Genomic DNA, 20,987 nt, shown 5'->3' with positions numbered 1-20,987 from the left:
CCAAAATTATGGCAGTAGCTCCGTTGTATAAAACTCAGGAACTAAAGATCTACAATTCTATTTCGAGTCAAAAAGAAGTATTCACTCCTATTACGGAAGGTAATATAGGAATGTATGTTTGTGGCCCAACCGTTTATAGTAATGTACATTTAGGAAATTGTCGTACGTTTATTTCTTTTGATTTAATTTATAGGTATCTTAAACATTTAGGATATAAAGTTCGCTATGTGCGTAATATAACCGATGCTGGTCATCTAGAAAATGATGCTGATGAAGGAGAAGACAAGGTTTCTAAAAAAGCACGATTAGAGCAACTAGAACCTATGGAAATCGTGCAGCGTTACACACTAGATTTTCATAACATCCTAGCTAAGTTTAATAATATACCTCCTAGCATAGAGCCAACCGCAACTGGTCATATCGTAGAACAAATCGAAATTATTAAAACCATTATTGACAATGGTTTTGCTTATGTGGCTAATGGTTCGGTGTATTTTGATGTAAAAAAGTTTAACGAAACTAATAATTACGGAAAGTTAAGTGGTCGTAATCTCGAAGATATGATTGCCAACACTAGGGAACTAACTGCCCAAAGTGATAAAAAAAACCCACAGGATTTTGCTTTATGGAAAAAAGCAGAACCAGAACATATTATGCGCTGGCCATCTCCCTGGAGTGATGGTTTCCCTGGCTGGCATTTAGAATGTACCGTAATGAGTACAAAATATCTAGGTGAAAAATTTGATATTCATGGAGGTGGAATGGATTTAAAATTTCCGCATCACGAATGTGAGATTGCACAAGGAGAAGCGGCTTGTGGTGTGACCCCGGTAAACTATTGGATGCATGCCAACATGCTTACTTTAGATGGTAAAAAAATGTCTAAATCCACAGGAAACATTCTTTCTCCTGCTGAAATATTTAGCGGCGAAAGTGACAAACTAAGTAAGGCTTTTGCTCCAACAGTTGCAAGATTCTTTATGCTACAAGCACATTACAGAAGTATCCTTGATTTTTCTAATGATGCACTAGAAGCTTCAGAAAAAGGCTTCTATAGATTAATGGAATCCATTGCTACTTTAGAAAATCTTAAAACTGGAAAAACGACAGAAGGATTCAATATTCAAAATTGGATGAATGAATGTTATGCAGCAATGAATGATGATTTTAATAGCCCAATATTAATTGCAAAATTATTCGAAGCCGTAAAATTCATCAATTCTGTTAAAGAAGATAAAGCTACAATTGCAGAAGGAGATTATAAACTACTCCAAAAAACTATGAATGAATTCGTTTTTGATGTTTTAGGATTAGTAAATATAAACGAGGCTTCTTCGGACATTAGCGATAAGCTTTCTGGTACTGTTGAATTATTAATTCATTTAAGAGCAGAAGCAAGAGCTAATAAAGATTTTGCAACTAGCGATAAGATCAGAGATGAGCTACAGGCTATGGGTATCCAACTAAAAGACGGACGTGAAGGCACTAGCTTTACTCTTAATTAGTAGTATATTTTGGCTTCAAAATTAACAACGAAAAGGATTTTGATTATGCCGTTTATCGGATTGGTGAAATTGTATCAAAATTTAATTTCACCTTTAACTCCAGCTACGTGTCGATACCAACCTACCTGTTCTCACTACACCGTAGAAGCATTAAAAAAACATGGATTGTTCAGAGGTGGAAAGTTCGCCATAAAACGTATTTTTAGTTGCCATCCTTGGGGAGGTAGTGGCTATGATCCAGTTCCGGATACCATTGAAAAAAAGAAAGTCAACGAATCGGAATAGCACTTTAACTCATTATTATTCCATTTGTAATTTCTAATTTAATTAAATACCTATATTTACTCTTGAAAAATAGATTTCCACATGATGTTCTCTAAAATAGTATGGAATCCCATAGAAGGATTCGATCTTGGCTTTTTTGTCATTCGTTTTTATAGCCTAATGTTTGTAGTTGCATTCTCACTAGGTTGGTATTTAATGAAGAAAATATATATCCGAGAAAAAATCTCCATGGAGAAACTAGATTCTGTATTCATATATGCTGTGATAGGAACTCTATTAGGTGCAAGATTTGGACATGTCTTTTTTTATGATTGGGATTATTACAGAAATAATTTATTGGAAATCATTTTGCCTTTTAAATTCAATCCAACCTTTGAATTTATCGGTTTCAGAGGATTAGCGAGTCATGGAGCAGCAATTGCCTTTATAATTGCTATGTATTATTATTCTAAAAACGTTCTGAAGAAACATCCTTTATGGATTATGGATAGAGTTACTATCCCTGCTGCATTCGGAGGAATTTTTGTCCGATTAGGGAACTTTTTTAATTCAGAAATCATTGGTGAACCTTCTGGTGATTCTGCTTTTGGAGTGAAGTTTGTACGAGATGGTTTAAGTAAAGGCGAAGTAATTAGAGAAACTGGTATTAAGAACGTTAACGAAGCTTATTCTGCCGTAGTAAACAACCCACAATTCTCTAATCTATTGGAAGCAATACCTTATCGTCATCCTACACAACTATATGAAGCATTTGGCTATATATTTGTATCACTAATACTTTGGTTGTTTTATTGGAAAACAGATAAAAGAAATAATAGAGGTTTTCTTTTTGGAATGTATATGATGCTCATTTTTATCGTTCGCTTCATTGTAGAAAATGTCAAAAAGAGCCAAGGAGGTTTTGAAGATGCTTTAGGAGATGCCCTATCTACAGGGCAATGGCTGAGCATTCCATTCATCCTTATTGGTTTATATTTTGTAATTAGAGCCAAAAAAGTAAAAGAAGACCCTAAATCATATACACTAAAATAATAAGCTAAATGGAAGTTTAAAAAAAGAGGATGAATTTTAAAGTTTATCCTATTTTTTTAGTTTTATTAAATCTATTATTTACTCCTAAAAACGTCAACACCCCCTTTTTAATCCAATTATATTTATAATTCCTAACAACATAGAAAATCCTAAAACATACTTCTTCAAATTACCAATGATTCTCTACAAAAAAATGGAGTTTATTGATTTTTATCACTAATAGCGTTTTTTAAATATATTTTTTTAATTCTAAACCTTTTCACTTTTTAAAAGTCAAAGTTTTACAACTTAAAAAAACACAAATCATGAGAACAACAGTATTAATGTTTTTAGGAATATCCCTTTTCCTAAATAATTCCAGATTATTTGGCCAAAATATCAACTTGTATGGACCCGAAAGTTTTGTAACCATTTCTGATGGAGAAGGAGGATTTAATGGCACTCTTGAAGGAGGGGATCGTTTTAGCAGAGATCACGATGTTGCTGGAGACATTAACAACGACGGTGTATTAGATTTAGTAGTAGGAGCACGATCAGATGATGATGGAGAAACAGATGCCGGTGCAGTGTATATATTATTTATGAATCCTGATGGAACTGTGTCTACACATCAAAAGATATCTATGTTAGAGGGTAATTTTAATGAAATACTAACCGAAGGTAACTTCTTTGGATATGGTGTTGCTGGTATTGGAGATTATAATGGTGATTCAATTCCTGACATTGCTGTTTCTGCTCCAACACAATCTAACAGAGCCTTATATATTATTCACTTAAATCGTGATGGTACTGTCAAAAGTTTTGTGAAAAATTCTAATATTATCGCTCAGGGACTTTCTGCAATTGGTGACCTTAACGAAGATGGAAGAATCGACCTAGTAGCTTGTAATCCAGGCTCTGATGATGGCGGAACAGATAGAGGGGCTATTAACATTTTATTTTTAAACGAACAATCAGAAATTGAGACTTCGGATATAGTGACAATAAGTTCTACAGACGGAGGATTTGGGTCAGGATTAGAAGATGGAGATTCATTTGGAGGTCGTGAGGTTTCCATGTTAGGTGATATTGACAATGACGGTAATAAAGAACTTGCCGTTGGAGCATTTCAATCCGAAGGTGGTAAAGGAGCTATCTGGATTCTTTCTTTAAGTAGTAATAATTATAATGTTATTTCTAAGCAAAAAATCACGGAAGGAATTGGAGGTTTTACGGACAACTTAGATAATGAAACGAATCCTAATGGAACAAGTGGAGCACAATTTGGACATGCGATGACAAGCCCAGGAGATCTTAACTCAGATGGAATTCCAGATTTAATAACTGGTGCCAACCAGCAAGATGAAGGACACGCTTATATCTTATATCTCAATGCAGATAAAACTGTAAAAACTTTTACTAAAATAAACAATACTGAAGGCGGTTTTAATCTTTCTCTAGAACCTGAAGAACGTTTCTCTAGATCAATTTCTTTTATTGGAGACCTTAGAGGCGATGGGAGTCTTGCTATAAATATTGGAGGTGGTGCAGGAGGAACTGGAACATTATACATTCTATTTCTAAAACCTTGTGAGTTCTCTCAAGAACCCGGATTTAATTTTTGGAGTGGAGGGACAACCTTATTTTCCAACTGGAACCATAATACTCAAACGGTTACTGAACCACTAAGTTTTGAGCAATGTGCAGTAAAGGCTAATGAAACTGACGCTACTTATATTACATTTAAGGAAAGTGATGGTAGATGTATTTGTAAGGCGAACGATGCTTTTTTAGACAACAGTGATGAATTAAGCTTAGCATTTATTAATAACTGCTCTAATGAAAACACACTATCCATCCCGATTTTATATAAGAATGATTTAGTTGTATACCCGATTCCTACAGAAAACTATCTTAGAATTAATGGCCTGACATCAATATTAGAATTCGAAAAAATTGAAGTTGTAGATATTTCAGGGAAATCGTTTCCAATGAAGAATAATTATACGATGATTAATAACATAGTAGAAATCGATACTCAACAGCTATCAAAAGGGATTTATTTTTTAAAAATTTATAGAAATGAAAAAACTTTTGATTCTATAAAATTTATTAAACAATAAAAAAAGAGACCAGTAGGATAGTGCTACTGGTCTCTTTTTTAGCAGGTTATTATACCTAAAAAACTTCGTTAGATTCTTTTAATTTCTCCGTATTTTCTGCCAACTGTAATTCATCTATTATTTTTTGGATATCTCCATTAATAATATTACTTAGATCATATAAGGTTAACCCAATACGATGATCAGTTACACGTCCTTGTGGGTAATTATAGGTTCTAATTTTTGCGGATCTATCACCTGATGAAACCATACTCTTTCGTTTCTCTGAATCGGCAGCTTGTTTTTTAGCTAATTCTATATCATATAAACGAGAGCGCAATACTTTTAATGCTTTTTCTAAGTTTTTATGAGATGATTTCTGATCCTGACAACTCACAATCATTCCAGTAGGTTCGTGATGTAATTTAATCGCAGAATAGGTAGTATTTACAGATTGTCCTCCAGGACCCGTAGAGGTAGTTCTTTCGATTCGTACTTCTGTCATGTCAAGTTCTACATCAAACTCCTCAGCTTCCGGTAATACCATTACGGTAGCAGCACTTGTATGAACCCGTCCTTGTGTTTCGGTTTGAGGAACACGCTGTACACGATGTACTCCCGCTTCAAACTTCATAGTTCCGTAAGCATCTTCACCGTTTACTTCAAAAATAATTTCTTTATATCCTCCACTTGTTCCTTCGCTAAGATCTACCACACTGGTACTCCATCCTTTACCTTCACAATATTTAGTATACATTCTAAATAAATCTCCCGCAAAAATACTAGCCTCATCTCCACCCGTTCCAGCTCTGATTTCAACTACGCAATTTTTAGCATCTTCGGGATCTTTAGGAACTAACATGTATCGTATCTTCTCTTCTAAAGCAGGAAGTTGTTCTTTAGCTTCATCTAACTGCATTTTAGCCATCTCGACCATCTCCGTATCGCTACCATCAGCAATAATTTCTTCTGCTTCTTTCTTGTTATCAGTCAGCTCAATATAGAGATCTCTTTCATCCATCAATGCCTTGAGATCCTTATATTCTTTATTAAGTTTTATATATCTTTTTTGATCAGCAATAATATCTGGCTGAATAATCAAATCATTCACCTCATCAAATCGTTGCTTTACGATATTTAATTTATCAATCATAGTTCTATCTATCCTGTACGTGTAATTCACAAAAGTACGCTTTTTTGTCCAAAGGTCATATTGCCTTTTAATATTCTGTAATGGTATTATATAACCCAAAAAAATGTATTTTTACAACTGAAATGTTAAAACATAAGCGCACATATAACAACAACCTGATTTCGAGCTGGTTCTTTACACTTCTACTTTTCTTTGGCATTGCAGGGTATGCTAATTATACTCCTCCTACTGCAGGTCAAACCAAGATTGAATTAGTAGTTTCTAATGAAGAAGATTACAGCAAGACATTATTATACAGGGCTGCTTTATCTATTAAACAACATTTTGGCTCTTATAACAGCTACTTAAAGCAAATATCTGAACACCACACAACAATTTCCTTAATTAGAACAAGAGATTTTGACAATGCGATTCCCCTAGATATAATTCATAAAGTATTTCACATCAGAAGCACCAACTACTCCGCTGAAGATGATTCTTTTCATTTAGGATAACACCTTCCAATTAGGCTTTATAGCCAATTTCAAAAAACATTTTAACACTACTTTCATGAACGATAGTAGTTTATACTATTTCCAAAAATGAAAAAATTTAAAAAAATAGTAAGACGTGTTGTTTTACTTATATTTATCATCATGGTTACTATGATTCCTGTACCAATTTTCTTTCAGAAAAAAGAAGGAAAATTTAATGATGATAACGCTATAGAACTTACAGAAACAAAAGAAGAAGATACAGAAAGTAAAACTGTTCAATTTAATGATGAGTTGGGATAATATAAACGCACACCTTAATTGATGATTATATAAATTGAGAACCTGAAGAATCTAAAATGATTTTTCAGGTTTTATAATGAAGCATCGCTAATTAAGACTAAGGAAAAATATCATTTCCAACTTAAAATTACCAAACTAAAAATAATCCAATCAAACATCATTCAACTAAATTGTTAGTTGAATGATGTTTTTGTTTATATTTGACTGCTTCAATCAAAATATAGATCATTTTTATGAAAAAAATTAAGAACTCCCTATTTTCTTTGCTATTGATTTTATTATGCAATTGTAAGAAAACTTCGAATATCGATCACGATAGTATTATTACAATCCAACATACCAATAGTTCAGGATACACCTATGAAACAGTATCTAATGACCCAACTGGATTAAGATTGTATACTTTAGATAACGGATTGAAAATATATCTAGGTAAAAATCAAGAAGAACCAAAAATACAGACACTTATAGCCATTAAAGCTGGATATAAATATGATCCTATTGACAATACAGGTTTAGCCCATTACTTAGAGCATATGCTTTTTAAAGGAACGGATAAAATTGGTTCATTAAATTTTGAAAAAGAAAATATTCTTTTAAATGAAATTGCCGATTTATTCGAAAAACACAAAGTTGAAAAAGACACATTTAAGAAAAAAGAGATTTATAAAATCATTGATAAAAAATCCCTAGAAGCTTCGAAATATGCGGTAGCCAATGAATACGATAAAATGATCGCTTTATTAGGTGCAGAAGAAAATAATGCTTTCACAGAAAAAGAACAGACCGTATACCAAAATAAAATACCTGCTAATGAATTGGACAAATGGTTATTATTACAAAGTGAGCGTTTTAACAAATTAGTACTTCGAGGTTTTCACACAGAGTTAGAAGCTGTCTACGAAGAGTTTAACAGGGGACAAGACAATGATCAATGGAAGCAATATGATGCACTTTTAGAAGGCCTATACCCTTCCCATCCTTATGGATATCAATTTGGCATAGGAAAACCAGAACATCTTAAAAATCCATCGATGCATGCAGTTCATTCCTATTTTGACAAGTATTATGTTCCAAACAACATGGCTATTATATTAGTGGGAGATATTGATTATGATGCTACGATTAAAAAAGTAGATAATGCATTTGGAAATTTTGAGAAAAAAGAAGTAGTTTTTCCTAAATTTAAAGAAATAGATTCCATTAGCTCACCTGTAAAGAAAAAAGTATTTGGCCCTTCTGCTGAATCTATTTATGTCGGGTTTAGAACCGAAGGAATTGGTTCTAAACAGGAAGTGCTAGTTACTCTAATTGATTACATGCTAACAAATTCGCAGGCTGGAATTTTAGATTTAAATTTAAATCAGAAACAATTAGTCCAAAACGCGTTTTCTACTACCAATTTTGCTAATGATTATGGCTATCATTTATTGGTAGGGCTCCCCAAAGAAAATCAAACATTAGAGGAAGTTAGGAATTTACTGTTGTCTCAAATAGAAAAAATCAAAAAGGGTGAATTTAATGATTGGTTATTGAAAGCTGTTGTAAATGATCTAAAATTGGCACAGCTCCGCAAATATGAAAATACAACATCCACAGCAAACGATTATCTGCAAGCGTATATTGCGTCTCAGAATTGGGAAGACCGTTTAAAAATACTGGAAATCATGAGCAGTATTACCAAACAAGAAGTCATAAATTTTGCGAATACACTTTATAAAAATAACTATGTCGAAGTATACAAGATTAAAGGGAATGATAAAAACATTGTAAAAGTAGAAAGCCCTAAAATTACTCCTATAGAACTCAATAGAGAAAAAGAATCTAATTTTATTAAAAACTTTTCTAAAATAAGTAACACTCCTTTACTTCCTGAATATTTAGATTATAAAACAGCCATACAAAGAACAAAAACTAATAAAGGGTTAAAATTTGAACATATAAATAACCCTGTTAATGATATATTTAATTTAGATATCATTTTTGATATGGGAAAAGATAATGATCAACAATTATCTCTAGCATCAGATTACATAAAATACCTCGGTACAGATAAGTACACTCCAGAGCAATTAAAACAAGAATTTTACAAATTGGGCATCACCTATAATCTCTATGTTGATAGCGATAAAACATATGCTAATATCCAAGGGTTAATTGAAAATTTTGATGCTGGATTAGAACTATTTGAGCATTTTTGGAATAATATGTCTCCTAATTCTGAAACCTATGAGAACTATATACATCAGATACAGAAAGATCGTCAAAATAGTAAAACAGAAAAAAGTAATATCCTTTTTGGAGGCTTATGGAATTATGCACATTATGGAGAAAAATCATCCTTTCGAAACATTTATTCATTATCCGAATTACAAAAAATAAAACCTCAAAAATTAATAGATAAAGTGAAAGAACTACGCAATTTTAAACAACGTATTTTCTATTATGGGAAGAATTATAAAGCTGCAATCACTTCTATTGATAAACATCACAAAACAACTAATGAACTACAAAATTATCCAGATAAAATAGAATTTAAAGAACGAGAAGAGGGAGGAAAAGTATACTTTGTAGACTATGATATGGTACAAAGTGAGATTGTTTTTCTAGCAAAAGGAAAAGAATTTGACCCAAAAAAAACGGCAGCTATTAGATTATTTAATGCTTATTTTGGCTCTGGAGTATCTTCAATAGTTTTTCAAGAAATAAGGGAATCTAAAGCTCTTGCTTATTCCGTTGAAGCAGGTGTATACGAATCAAACGAAAAAAAGAAGTCTAACTTAGTGTATGCATACTTAGGCACTCAAGCAAATAAAATGTCTCAAGCAATTGATGCAATGGGTAAATTAATGGAAGATATGCCTGAAGCTGAAGAGCAATTTAATCAAGCAAAAGAAGCTGCATTAAAACAAATAGCTGCAGAACGTATTACCAAATCAAATATTTTCTGGACCTATGAGAGCCTTAAGAAAAAAGGGATTGACAAGGATAATCGTAAAGAAATGTATGATAGGATAAAAAATATGACCTTGACAGATCTTAAAAATTTCTTCAATGAAAATATAAAAGGAGAAGATTATAACATATTGGTTATAGGTAATAAAAAAGAAATGGATATAGAGGCATTATCTAAACTGGGAAATTTTGAAGAAATGGATATTGACTACCTGTTTAATCATGAAAAAAATAAAAAGGATATTAAATTATAGTTAATAAAAGTTCTCATAGATATTTTATGTATTTCTTTCTAATTAAACCTACTCTTTATGATTTGATTCTATTAGAAAACAAAACCATTTCCTATTTGAAATTACGATTAAAGAAAATGATTGTTTTTTGCCTTATACAAAATTGAAAAATAAAACATAAACTACTTTTTATATTGAAACAGAAGGTAAAAAAGGACCTTTTATTATGGTTATTTCAAATGGAAAATGGTATAAAATTCGAATCATTGTGAATATAGAAACATAAGGATTCATAAAAATTTACGACTTTTATATATAATGAATAATTCACAAATTGGTTTGGGCGGAGGTTGTCACTGGTGCACGGAGGCTATTTTTCAGTCTTTAAAAGGTGTGACTTTGGTAAAACAAGGATATATTTCCAGTATTGGAAAAAACAACTCTTTTTCTGAAGCTGTAATTGTCTCTTATAATCCTGAAGTAATTGAGTTGAAAGACTTAATCGAGGTTCATTTACATACTCACAAAAGCACCTCTAATCATAGTTTTAGAAAAAAATATCGTAGCGCTGTCTACTATTTGGATGAGAAGCAAAAAGCTATTATCGCAACTTACATAAGAGAATTAAATGAAGATTTTGATAACGAATTAATCACAAAGGTTATAAAATTAAACAAATTCAAGTCATCAAGAAATGAGCTTTTAGATTACTATAAAAAAAATCCTGAAAAACCATTTTGTAAACGATACATAAACCCTAAACTTGATTTGCTTAGAAAAAAATATATTAAAAAAACAAATCTCTAATTATAAGTGTAAGTACCAAATTCACTATTGATAGTGAGTTTCTTTTCATCCGCGTTTTCTACGCGACCAACTATTTTTGCGTCCACATCAAAACTTTTAGAAATTGCAATAATATCCTCCGCTATCTCCGGAGACACATATAATTCCATTCTATGCCCCATATTAAAAACCTGATACATTTCTTTCCAATCCGTACCCGAGTTTTCTTGTATCAGTTGAAATAAAGGAGGAACCTCGAATAGATTATCTTTAATGATATGTAAGCTATCTACAAAATGTAGAATTTTAGTTTGCGCTCCTCCACTGCAATGGACCATTCCGTGAATAGTTTTACTATCAAACTTAGATAAAATCTTTTTTATTATCGGCGCGTAGGTTCTTGTTGGTGATAACACTAATTTCCCCGCATCAATTGGAGCGTTCTTTACCTCATCTGTAAGATTGGTTTTTCCAGAATAAACAAGATCAGAAGGTACTGCTGCATCAAAACTTTCTGGGTATTTCTCTGCCAGAATTTTATGAAACACATCGTGACGAGCAGACGTAAGACCATTACTTCCCATACCGCCATTATATCCTTTTTCATACGTAGCCTGTCCAAAAGAAGCTAAACCGACAATAACATCTCCTGCTTTAATATTAGCATTATCAATAACATCGCTACGTTTCATACGAGCCGTTACTGTAGAATCTACGATAATAGTTCTAACTAAATCCCCTACATCGGCAGTCTCTCCTCCTGTAGAATGAATTGTAACTCCAAAACTTTTTAGTTCTTCTAGTAATTCTTCAGTTCCATTAATAATAGCAGAAATTACTTCTCCAGGAATTAGATTTTTGTTTCTACCTATAGTTGATGAAAGCATAATATTATCAGTAGCTCCAATACATAATAAATCATCAATATTCATGATTAATGCATCCTGGGCGATACCTTTCCACACAGAAATATCTCCTGTTTCTTTCCAATACATATAAGCCAGAGAAGATTTAGTACCAGCACCATCTGCATGCATAATCAAACAATAATCTTCATCACCTGTAAGGTGATCTGGAACTATTTTACAAAATGCTTTTGGAAAAAGACCTTTATCTATATTCTTAATAGCACTATGAACATCTTCCTTGGATGCCGAAACCCCACGCTGAGCGTAACGTTTACTTACTTCTTGACTCATTATTATTGAATTATACGGATAATAAGGCGCAAAGATAGTTGAAATTCTGAATTCAGAATTCTGAATTCAGAATTATATTATTCCCAATCTACCATAGAAGCATCTGTAATCAAATTAGCTCGATCACCAATCTCTAGAATTGACATGATTTGTATGTTCTTTTGCGATATGCCATCATTAGAAGTATTAACAAAAATCAAAGTAGCTTCATTTGGAGAAAAACGTGCGTCTAAATCATTTGTCCCCGCTGGTTTTTCTAAAGAAATATCTAATATAGAACTATCACTAAAATCATACACAAACAAATGAGAATCTAACTGTCTGTAATCACTACTTTCGAAACCAGAAACATCCCTACAATATAAAAGCTTAGTACCATCTACAGAAAGATTTACACTTCCTGCTGCTCCTGTCGTTCCTGATAATACTGTTTCTAACATCGTACCTGACATATTAATAGTAAAAATTTCTACCTCATATCCATCTAGATTATTTGTTTTAAGCACTAGGATATCATTATTATCATTTTTATCTACTTCTGAAATAAGGTTTCCATTAGTTGTTTGATATATCAGATTCAAACCACTTCCTCCTACATTGATACTATACAGTTTATCTTGATTAGGAAATAATAATTTAGAACCATTATCAGACCAAGAAAAATTAACCTCTCCTAAGTTAAACCCAGCAACAGAAATTTGAGAGGTGACTTGTGTTATTTGGGAACCATCTTCATTCATTGTGAATAAATGTGTCTGCGAACCAACTGATTGTAAAAAAGCAATTTTGCCAGTTCCCACATGACGTCTTGGTCTGAAACTATTTTTAGTTTCTGAAGTAAGTTGAATTTCAGTTCCTCCTTGTTCATTTGCAGAATAGATAACACTATTACCATTAACAGATCTTGTATATACAATTCGATTATTTGGAGGATTCATAGTCTCAAAAGCAAAAGCACTACTATTAACAGGGTCATTTATTCCATCACTACTACTTACTTGCCAGAAATATTTAACTTTATAAGAAAGGTTCGTTAAAGTATAAGTAGTATCTGCAATATTCTCAAAAACTAGCACATCAGAATTTTCATCATTACGTAAAGTAACTGTATATGTAAGTGAATCATCATCAGGATCACTACCTGTCCATACTAGCACAACCTCTAATGGCTCGTCAACCGAATTATCTGCAGGAGTATCTAAAACAGCTGCATCTGGAGGCCTGTTGCCAGCAGTTTCAATATCCATTTCGAAAACTATTTCTAATTCTCTATCTGCGATGACAGATATTGCTTCAAATTGAGCTAATAACCCATCTCTCTGAGCAGAAAGCGAATAATCTCCGGAAGGAATATTTTCAATTAGGTATTCTCCATTTGCATCTGTAAAAACTGTACTTGAAGAAGGGTTTGTAGATATCTTTACATTTTCTAAAGGCTCATTTGTCCCGATAGCCACTACACTTCCTCTCACAGCACCTAAACCTTCTAAATCTATGGTATCTTCACTACAGGAAGTCATAGTTAACACGGTTAATACCGTTATTATTTTTGTAATATATTTTATCATTTTCATCAGGTTTTTATCCTTTTGGAACTTCACCATTTTCTATTACTTTTTGATTTCTTTTTTTAAGCTTTCTGAGTTCTTTTTGTTCTCTACGTTTTTGTTTACGTAGTTCTTTATCCATTTTTAATGGGTTTTTAAAATACCAGTTTAGCCCTAGAGAAAAATTAAAATACTGATCATCTCTTTTACCTTGTGTAACATTGTCTAGCTTATCTCCAAGAACCAAATTATGTGTTGCATTTAAGGAAATACCAACATGCTCAGAAACTAAGTATTCAATACCTCCTCCATATTGGAACTTAAAGAAAGTTCTATCAAAATCATCACTATTTACGGTTCCCATCCCTCCAAAAAAGAAAGGACTCAATTTTTCGAATGGTAAAAGCGTTAATTCTGCATTTACATCTATAGCATTAAATCCTTCAGAAAAAGCACCTTCATTTCTCAACTGAAATTTACTAAGACTAGCATTAGCGTTTAGATATGGATTAAAATACCATTTCCCTCCTATCCTGGCTGAATACGATAAATCTGCATTGTTATAATCTCCACTTATCAGTGCCAATCCTCCATTAGCGAAAGCTGCCTTTTCTCCTCGTCTTTCTTTAAAATAACGTTCGTAAAGCCCTGTGTTTTGTGCCTCATTTTTCTCTGCATTATAATCCGTTATTAATGCATTTATTTTTTCGGGTTCAGCTTTAGAATTCCATAGTTTATCTTCTATCCCTTCTATTATTAAAGCTTCTACTGCTTTTTCAATAGCTTCGGAAACCGCAATTTGTCCTGGTTCGTTTTTAGTAAAACCAGTTTCAGCTTCTAGCAACCTACTAAATTTCACATATCTAAAGAAACTTGCATCCAATGCTTGTGATAATATAGTTTTAGACACATATACAGTTTTCAAGATCTTACCACTTGATGTAGATACAGCTCTTAAATAAACAGTTATCCTATCTTGTCTATACTGAGTAGAACCACCAATACCAAAATATCTTGCGCCAAGCCCACCTGTTATAATATTAGAATCGTATGACACGATTCCTCCTTCTAGAATGATACCTGCATATAATAACGGCGGTAATTGAGGCTCATTTGAGTTTTTATTTTTTCTATATTCTTTTCTAGTCGAACGTATAATATTTCGCTCATTCAAAAGATTACTTAGATTTTCTCTTTCAATAGGCACAAACCATTTAGAATCTTCTAAAGCTTTAACTAAAATAGTGGTTGCCCCTTGTGTAACAGCGGTGCTAAAGGTACTACCAGCCTCTGTAGGTTTATACTGACCGGTTTGGTCTCTGAATTTATAAACACCAACTACAACAGGTTCTATTGGAAGAGGAAAATCTCTTAGAGCTTTAGTAAATCGGGTATCTTCACCGATTCGTGCTTGCTCTATCGTGATGGGTTGATTAAAATAAGTACCACATCCAGATAGCAATATCGAACAAGAAATTACTAGAATTACTTGATAAAACTTATGACGCATTAAAAATTAATTAGGAATTATTACTTGAGATTGATCTCCTGTACTGGTGTCTAAAATATTAATCACCAAACCTTCTCCAGACGGAAAAATCTCTATAAACAATGTTCCGAAACTAAAGGTTCCCTCTGTAAGGCCTTCTTGTCCGAATTGTTCATTAAATAAAGTTCTTGATATTTGACTTAATAATTGATTATTAAGACTTTCTGTAAATCGTTCCAGTTCCGATCTATCATCTGAATTTGGATCATTATCATCTGTAAATGTGTTCTGAGCTTCTGCAGAACTTAACAACCATTGATAATTAAATGTATCACCTCCAAAAGCAGGATTCTTGGGTCTATACACTAAATCTTGCCCGAAGCTATATTGATACGCCGAGAAAATAAGTATAATAGTTATTAGGATTGACTTCATTATTTTTAGAATAAGTAATTAATACTGAAAAATATCTCTCTTTTGTTTTTTTAGATCTTTAAAATATTTATACACTCTGCGTATTGAAAATTTAGACATTCGCTCCAGGTATTCTATATCCGGTTTCCCCAGAAATTCGTGAATGACTTTATCTTCTATTTTGACCTGAATAATAGTACTTCTACCAAAACTAAGCTTTTCATAAACCCCAACTATTTTAGAACCATTTATTCTGTTAAGAGTATATGAATTATAAAAGAACTCGTAAAAATCTTTCCCTGGTTTTGTCTTTGTTTCTTCGATAACAATACCTTTTAATTCTATACCATCATCTTCAGTATATTCTTCTTCTTTTTTCTTTTTCTTAGCTTTAGCTTCTTCATTAAAAGCGATCCGATCTTTACCTACAATCGTTTCTTCTTCATAAATCAACAAAAGGATTACAATTTTATCAGTCTCATCAACTCCTACGGATACAGTGGCTAAATTCTTTTGCTCGTTAGCCTCTAATGTAAATCTACCTTCTTGATTGTTTTTCGTAACATTATTATCCAAGTCAGTTCTGAAAATTGAAAATGTATATTTTAGACTTTTATAAACTTCTGTAGAATTTGTAGCTTCAGCACTTACAGAAATGATATCATCAATGCTTTCTGTTTTAATTTTAGCAATTACATCTGTATTTGTAAACTGACCATTTGAAAATTGAACTATTAAAAGAAATAATATGATCAGCTTAAAATTCATAAAGCAACGGAATAAACTTAATTAAAAACTTCTAACAATAATTGTTCGAGCGTTTCCAGTCATCTTAAACTTTAAGTTCTTAGACAACTCATTACTCCCAAATTTCTCGAAAGAAAGGTTATCTCCTTCCTGAAGGAGCTCTAAACTAGTTGAAATATCAGAATTAAAAGAAAAATCAGTAACGGTATTATTATTACCATTCTGAGTAATAAACTTCTCTATTTCTTTAGATGTTTCGTTTATATCGATCAAATTTTGTTCTCCATTCTGACTTAAACGAATATCCGACGATTGTGCTGTAATATTAGAAAGTACTTTATTACCTGTTCCGATCTGTTGAATAAACACGGTATTATTACCGGTCATAGTCTCTCTGGCAACTTGTACTGCAGCGTTATTTTGCAATTGATTTAATGTAATAAATCGCTCCTGACTTTCACTTTCCACCAATGATTCTTCCTGATTTTCAGTGTTTTGAGCATATGTGTTTCCAAAAAACAATAAGATAGAAGTAATAACACAAAGTTTGATAAATTTTTTCATTGACAAAAGGTTTTAAAAGTAGTAAAAGAGTTACACTACCTTAAAGATAGTGTAACTCTCTCAAATAAATTCAAATTATTTCTTAAAGCTCTCCTCCAGAACCAGTCTGTGTTACCACAGCAGCGTTACCAGTTCCGTTTTGTAAAATGATACTACTATGAGACTCTCCCACTTGCGTAACGAAAGTAGTATTACCAACTCCTAACTGAGTGTCCTCCGCAAAGTTTGAATCACCAAATTGAAAGATATCACTAATATTACTAGTTCCTTCTTGAGAAGAGGTAGCAATATTTTCATCTCCAAATTGGAATTGTAGCGTTAAGTTCTCTCCTCCAAAACTTAGTAAATTTTGTGTTGCAGAAGCGATATTACCATTTCCTATCTGATCTTGATCTACCGTATTATTATCTTCTTCGTGCTGTGCAAAAGCGCTATTAACTTCTCCGGATTGAGTTTGTTGGATATTACCTCCTCTGGATGCAAAAAAGAAACTTCCTTGGATTGCCTCTGCTGAGTTACCGTTACCACTCTGAGACTGAACAGCAATATTATCATCACCATCCTGAGAAATACTTGCTAAATTCTCATCTCCTACCTGATTTTGATCACCAATATTATTGCTTCCGTTCTGAGAAGCTCCTGCAGTGTTACCACTTCCAAACTGAGTCTGGATCACAAAGTTTTCTCCTCCAAATGATCCTAAATTTTGATCAGCAGAAGCATTGTTAGCATCACCTACTTGTCCTTGAAGAATAACATTATTATCTTCTTCGTGGTTAGCAAAAGCTGTATTCTCATCTCCTATCTGGATTTGTTGTACATTACCTCCTCTTGAATCGAAAAAACTACTTCCTTGTAAAGAAGTTGCAGAGTTACCACCACCTTGTTGATCTTGAAGGGTAGAGTTTCCTTGACCCCACTGCTCACCTGTAGCTAAATTGGCTTCTCCTACTTGAAACTGTTCTGCTGAGTTAAAATCACCAACCTGAGCCATTGTTGCTGTATTAAAAGCTCCTTCCTGCAAAATACCGCTAAAGTTAAAGTCTCCTTCTTGAGACGTTGTAGCCGAATTAGCTTCTCCTGTCTGAATTTGGAAAGCCGTATTTGCGTTTCCTTCTTGAGAAACTGTTGCAGAATTTCCGTCACCTTCCTGAGATTGGCTTGTAAAATTAAAACCTCCAAAAAATGCAAGATTCTGTGTTGCGCTGGCAGAGTTCCCATCACCTACCTGATCTTGATACACTTCATTAGAATCTTCTTCATGCTGCACAAAAGCAGTATTCTTATCACCAATCTGAGTTTGCTCCACAATTCCATTTCTGGAGTTAAACAGATCACTTCCCTGAATGGCAGTTGCAGTATTAGCATTACCTTCCTGAATTGTAACTGAAGCATTAGAATCCCCGATCTGAGTAACATCTGTACTGTTATCATCACCTGCTTGGCTAACATTGCTTGTATTCGATTGTGCAACCATCACTGACACACTTAACAAAGTTGCTAGACTAAAAATTACTTTTTTCATACGTAAAATATATTAAATTTGATTAATAATTCAACTTAAGCATTAAACATTTTGGGGTGTACAAAGGAGTGATAGATAATAAAACCTAACGCTCTTTTTCTAAAAAAATCTGGGGGAGTTATTAAACAAAAATCCATTGATCTTTGCTAACACTGCAAATTTATGAAAACATTAAGGGTATTTTTGGAAATTCCGTAAGAATTCGACAAAATACATTACGGAAAACCCATAAAATCAGTAACTTTCTATTGTTTTGTCAAGGGTTTAACAGATATTAATTTTTTGTTAAAAATAAAACAAAAAACAACATTAGTCAGTTAATTCTTACCTATCTAGTAAAAAGAAGCTCTCTATATTTAGTTAAAGGCCATAATTCATCATCGACTAATAGTTCTAATTTATCACAACTATATCTAATTTGATCAAATAATGGTTTTACTTTATTACAATAATCAGCAGCTTTTTTTTCAGCAACTTCTAACTTATTAGCTTTTCTCCGTTCTGCCGTCATTTCGTTCACTTTAGTATTTATTTTACCTATATGCTCAGAAATCTCTTCAATAATTTCCATTTGCTCTTTCGCATATTTCTTAAAATCCTTTTCATAAAGATTTTTTAATCCAGAAACATTACTAATCAGCATATTCTGGTATTTAATAGCAGTTGGTATAATATGATTCCTAGCAATATCTCCTAATACTCGACCTTCTATCTGAATACGCATTACATACTCTTCAACTTCTATTTCATAACGAGCTTCGGCTTCTACCTTATTCATTACACCCATTTCTTCAAAAAGATCCAAGGTCTTTTTGGAAATCTTTGCTTTTAAAGCCTCTGGTGTTGTCTTGTTATTACTTAAGCCACGTTTTTTTGCTTCCTTCTCCCATTGTTCTCCATATCCATTACCTTCAAACAAAATGTTTTTAGATTTTTTAATATATTCTCTTAGCACATTAAAAATCGCCTCATCTTTCTTTAAGTTTTTCTTATCGATTAACTTATCAACTTCTTTCTTAAACTCTACAAGCTGTTTTGCCACTATAGTATTTAGGATTGTCATAGGATTCGCACAATTTGCCTTAGAACCAACAGCTCTAAACTCGAACTTATTTCCTGTAAAAGCAAAAGGCGATGTTCTATTTCGATCTGTGTTATCTAACAAAATCTCAGGGATTTTACCTACCACATTAAGTTTTAGATCTGTTTTTTCTTTTGGAGATAATTTTCCATCCGTAACTCCTTCTAGTTCTTTAAGCACTGATGTAAGTTGTTCTCCAATAAATACAGACATAATAGCAGGTGGCGCTTCATTAGCACCAAGACGATGATCATTACTGGCTGAAGCAATTCCAGCTCTCATTAACTCTTCGTGTTCATTAATTGCTTTAATTGTATTAATAAAAAAAGTTAAAAACTGAAGATTACTCATAGGTGTTTTTCCAGGACCCAATAAATTTACACCTGTATTAGTGCTTAGTGACCAATTATTATGCTTACCGGATCCATTTACACCTGCAAATGGTTTTTCATGTAGCAATACTTTTAGATTATGCCTGGATGCTACTTTTTCCATAATATCCATTAATAAAGAATTGTGATCCACTGCTAAGTTTGTTTCTTCGTAAATAGGTGCCAACTCAAACTGATTTGGAGCCACCTCATTATGACGAGTTTTCACAGGAATCCCCAACAGCATACATTCTACTTCTAAGTCTCTCATAAAAGCCAAAGCTCTATTAGGAATACTCCCAAAATAATGATCATCGAGCTGTTGACCTTTTGCCGAAGAATGACCTAATAAGGTCCTACCTGTCATTACAAGATCTGGTCGAGATTCTACAAGGGCTCTATCTATCAAAAAATACTCTTGTTCCCAACCAAGCGAAGCATTTACTTTTTTTACGTTTTTATCAAAGTACTTGGCAATTGCTGTTGCAGCAGTATCCACAGCGTGTAACGCTCTTAGTAACGGAGTTTTATAGTCCAGCGCTTCACCAGTATACGCTACAAAAACTGTAGGTATGCACAAAGTTGTTCCATAAATAAATGCAGGAGATGTAGGATCCCAAGCGGTATAGCCTCTGGCTTCGAATGTATTTCGAATACCTCCGTGAGGGAAGGAAGAAGCATCTGGTTCCTGCTGTACTAATTGCCCTCCACCGAACTTTTCTATACCTTGACCATTACCAATTGTTTCAAAAAAAGCATCGTGCTTTTCTGCAGTAGCACCTGTAAGTGGCTGAAACCAATGTGTATAGTGTGTTACTCCTTTAGCCAAGGACCAATCCTTCATTGATGATGCAATTTGATCCGCAATCCTTCTATCAATCTTAGTTCCATGATCTATCGCGTCCATTACACTATTGTATGCATCTTTAGTTAAATACTGAAGCATGGTAGCTTGATTAAATACATTTTCGCCAAACAATACAGATCGACGTTCTGTCTCTGTAACTATCACAGAACTACGATTTAAGGTTTCTTTTAATGCTTGGAATCTAAGTGTTGACATAATTGAGTAGTTTTTTGCAAATATAAAAGAAGTTTTTATTGTTAATATTAAAAAAATGCTCTTTAAAAATTAGAATAAAATCAAAATACCCTATAAAAAAGTAGGGTGTTGATAAAAATTGATAAAAAAAACACATTTGACCCCCTATTTTTTTTCCGTTATCATAAAATAAAACTAATTT

The 20,987-nt window shown here is 32.9% G+C and carries 17 protein-coding genes; 8 read left to right on the top strand and 9 right to left on the bottom strand.

Annotation, left to right across the window (positions count from 1 at the left end):
- The first annotated feature begins 8 nt into the window (after positions 1-8).
- From cysS to Q0829_RS12930, 4 genes are all read left to right on the top strand, one after another.
- Positions 9-1,505: a cysteine--tRNA ligase gene (gene cysS / locus Q0829_RS12945; protein ID WP_298543476.1), complete on the top strand. Its 1,497-nt coding sequence runs from the start codon at positions 9-11 to the stop codon at positions 1,503-1,505.
- A gap of 45 nt (positions 1,506-1,550) precedes the next feature.
- Positions 1,551-1,790: a membrane protein insertion efficiency factor YidD gene (gene yidD, locus Q0829_RS12940; protein ID WP_298543475.1), complete on the top strand. Its 240-nt coding sequence runs from the start codon at positions 1,551-1,553 to the stop codon at positions 1,788-1,790.
- Between the two features lie 81 nt (positions 1,791-1,871).
- Positions 1,872-2,822, top strand: a complete 951-nt coding sequence (gene lgt, locus Q0829_RS12935) for a prolipoprotein diacylglyceryl transferase (protein ID WP_298543474.1) — start codon at positions 1,872-1,874, stop codon at positions 2,820-2,822.
- Positions 2,823-3,127: 305 nt separating this feature from the next.
- Positions 3,128-4,924, top strand: coding sequence for a T9SS type A sorting domain-containing protein (locus tag Q0829_RS12930; RefSeq protein WP_298543471.1), 1,797 nt, complete (start codon positions 3,128-3,130; stop codon positions 4,922-4,924).
- A 55-nt stretch (positions 4,925-4,979) separates the two neighbouring features.
- Here the strand turns inward: Q0829_RS12930 and prfA are convergent, their stop codons facing one another.
- Positions 4,980-6,056: a peptide chain release factor 1 gene (gene prfA / locus Q0829_RS12925; RefSeq protein ID WP_298544383.1), complete on the bottom strand. Its 1,077-nt coding sequence runs from the start codon at positions 6,054-6,056 to the stop codon at positions 4,980-4,982.
- 122 nt (positions 6,057-6,178) lie between these two features.
- On the opposite strand from prfA, the gene Q0829_RS12920 reads away from it, so the two are divergent.
- From Q0829_RS12920 to Q0829_RS12905, 4 genes are all read left to right on the top strand, one after another.
- Positions 6,179-6,550 (top strand): hypothetical protein, encoded by a 372-nt coding sequence (locus Q0829_RS12920; RefSeq protein ID WP_298543469.1) that lies wholly within the window; start codon positions 6,179-6,181, stop codon positions 6,548-6,550.
- An 87-nt stretch (positions 6,551-6,637) separates the two neighbouring features.
- Positions 6,638-6,832 (top strand): hypothetical protein, encoded by a 195-nt coding sequence (locus Q0829_RS12915; protein ID WP_298543466.1) that lies wholly within the window; start codon positions 6,638-6,640, stop codon positions 6,830-6,832.
- A 233-nt stretch (positions 6,833-7,065) separates the two neighbouring features.
- Positions 7,066-10,041 carry a M16 family metallopeptidase gene (locus tag Q0829_RS12910; protein ID WP_298543464.1) on the top strand — a complete coding sequence of 992 codons (2,976 nt, stop codon included), beginning with the start codon at positions 7,066-7,068 and terminating at the stop codon, positions 10,039-10,041.
- Between the two features lie 297 nt (positions 10,042-10,338).
- Positions 10,339-10,827: a peptide-methionine (S)-S-oxide reductase gene (locus Q0829_RS12905; RefSeq protein ID WP_298543461.1), complete on the top strand. Its 489-nt coding sequence runs from the start codon at positions 10,339-10,341 to the stop codon at positions 10,825-10,827.
- Here Q0829_RS12905 and Q0829_RS12900 read toward each other — a convergent pair.
- The 8 genes from Q0829_RS12900 to Q0829_RS12865 form a co-directional block, all read right to left on the bottom strand.
- A complete protein-coding gene (locus tag Q0829_RS12900; protein WP_298543460.1) occupies positions 10,824-12,005 on the bottom strand; it encodes an AIR synthase related protein in 1,182 nt (393 codons plus the stop codon). The genes Q0829_RS12905 and Q0829_RS12900 overlap by 4 nt on opposite strands.
- Before the next feature lie 77 nt (positions 12,006-12,082).
- A complete protein-coding gene (locus tag Q0829_RS12895) occupies positions 12,083-13,573 on the bottom strand; it encodes a carboxypeptidase regulatory-like domain-containing protein (RefSeq protein ID WP_298543458.1) in 1,491 nt (496 codons plus the stop codon).
- Between the two features lie 13 nt (positions 13,574-13,586).
- A complete protein-coding gene (locus tag Q0829_RS12890; RefSeq protein WP_298543455.1) occupies positions 13,587-15,062 on the bottom strand; it encodes a CsgG/HfaB family protein in 1,476 nt (491 codons plus the stop codon).
- A gap of 6 nt (positions 15,063-15,068) precedes the next feature.
- Positions 15,069-15,476, bottom strand: coding sequence for a curli production assembly/transport component CsgF (locus Q0829_RS12885; RefSeq protein WP_298543453.1), 408 nt, complete (start codon positions 15,474-15,476; stop codon positions 15,069-15,071).
- Between the two features lie 18 nt (positions 15,477-15,494).
- Positions 15,495-16,223 (bottom strand): CsgE family curli-type amyloid fiber assembly protein, encoded by a 729-nt coding sequence (locus Q0829_RS12880; protein ID WP_298543450.1) that lies wholly within the window; start codon positions 16,221-16,223, stop codon positions 15,495-15,497.
- A 21-nt stretch (positions 16,224-16,244) separates the two neighbouring features.
- Positions 16,245-16,766, bottom strand: coding sequence for a hypothetical protein (locus tag Q0829_RS12875; protein ID WP_298543448.1), 522 nt, complete (start codon positions 16,764-16,766; stop codon positions 16,245-16,247).
- Positions 16,767-16,848: 82 nt separating this feature from the next.
- On the bottom strand, positions 16,849-18,291 hold the full coding sequence (locus tag Q0829_RS12870; RefSeq protein ID WP_298543445.1) for a hypothetical protein: 1,443 nt from the start codon (positions 18,289-18,291) through the stop codon (positions 16,849-16,851).
- A gap of 328 nt (positions 18,292-18,619) precedes the next feature.
- Positions 18,620-20,806: a glutamine synthetase III gene (locus Q0829_RS12865; RefSeq protein WP_298543442.1), complete on the bottom strand. Its 2,187-nt coding sequence runs from the start codon at positions 20,804-20,806 to the stop codon at positions 18,620-18,622.
- Positions 20,807-20,987: the final 181 nt, after the last annotated feature.

The organism is uncultured Aquimarina sp., assembly GCF_947492405.1.
Classification (GTDB): Bacteria; Bacteroidota; Bacteroidia; order Flavobacteriales; family Flavobacteriaceae; genus Aquimarina.
Note: the sequence above shows the minus strand (reverse complement) of the source record. Positions and strands in the feature narration are given on the sequence as shown.

Bases quoted from the DNA above. Each gene is read 5' to 3' on its own strand.
- Q0829_RS12885 (WP_298543453.1), bottom strand. From the start codon at position 15,476: ATGAAGTCAATCCTAATAACTATTATACTTATTTTCTCGGCGTATCAA.
- Q0829_RS12865 (WP_298543442.1), bottom strand. From the start codon at position 20,806: ATGTCAACACTTAGATTCCAAGCATTAAAAGAAACCTTAAATCGTAGT.
- Q0829_RS12895 (WP_298543458.1), bottom strand. From the start codon at position 13,573: ATGATAAAATATATTACAAAAATAATAACGGTATTAACCGTGTTAACT.
- cysS (WP_298543476.1), top strand. From the start codon at position 9: ATGGCAGTAGCTCCGTTGTATAAAACTCAGGAACTAAAGATCTACAAT.
- Q0829_RS12920 (WP_298543469.1), top strand. From the start codon at position 6,179: ATGTTAAAACATAAGCGCACATATAACAACAACCTGATTTCGAGCTGG.
- Q0829_RS12910 (WP_298543464.1), top strand. From the start codon at position 7,066: ATGAAAAAAATTAAGAACTCCCTATTTTCTTTGCTATTGATTTTATTA.
- Q0829_RS12905 (WP_298543461.1), top strand. From the start codon at position 10,339: ATGAATAATTCACAAATTGGTTTGGGCGGAGGTTGTCACTGGTGCACG.
- Q0829_RS12900 (WP_298543460.1), bottom strand. From the start codon at position 12,005: ATGAGTCAAGAAGTAAGTAAACGTTACGCTCAGCGTGGGGTTTCGGCA.
- Q0829_RS12890 (WP_298543455.1), bottom strand. From the start codon at position 15,062: ATGCGTCATAAGTTTTATCAAGTAATTCTAGTAATTTCTTGTTCGATA.
- Q0829_RS12880 (WP_298543450.1), bottom strand. From the start codon at position 16,223: ATGAATTTTAAGCTGATCATATTATTTCTTTTAATAGTTCAATTTTCA.
- prfA (WP_298544383.1), bottom strand. From the start codon at position 6,056: ATGATTGATAAATTAAATATCGTAAAGCAACGATTTGATGAGGTGAAT.
- lgt (WP_298543474.1), top strand. From the start codon at position 1,872: ATGATGTTCTCTAAAATAGTATGGAATCCCATAGAAGGATTCGATCTT.
- Q0829_RS12870 (WP_298543445.1), bottom strand. From the start codon at position 18,291: ATGAAAAAAGTAATTTTTAGTCTAGCAACTTTGTTAAGTGTGTCAGTG.
- Q0829_RS12875 (WP_298543448.1), bottom strand. From the start codon at position 16,766: ATGAAAAAATTTATCAAACTTTGTGTTATTACTTCTATCTTATTGTTT.
- yidD (WP_298543475.1), top strand. From the start codon at position 1,551: ATGCCGTTTATCGGATTGGTGAAATTGTATCAAAATTTAATTTCACCT.
- Q0829_RS12930 (WP_298543471.1), top strand. From the start codon at position 3,128: ATGAGAACAACAGTATTAATGTTTTTAGGAATATCCCTTTTCCTAAAT.
- Q0829_RS12915 (WP_298543466.1), top strand. From the start codon at position 6,638: ATGAAAAAATTTAAAAAAATAGTAAGACGTGTTGTTTTACTTATATTT.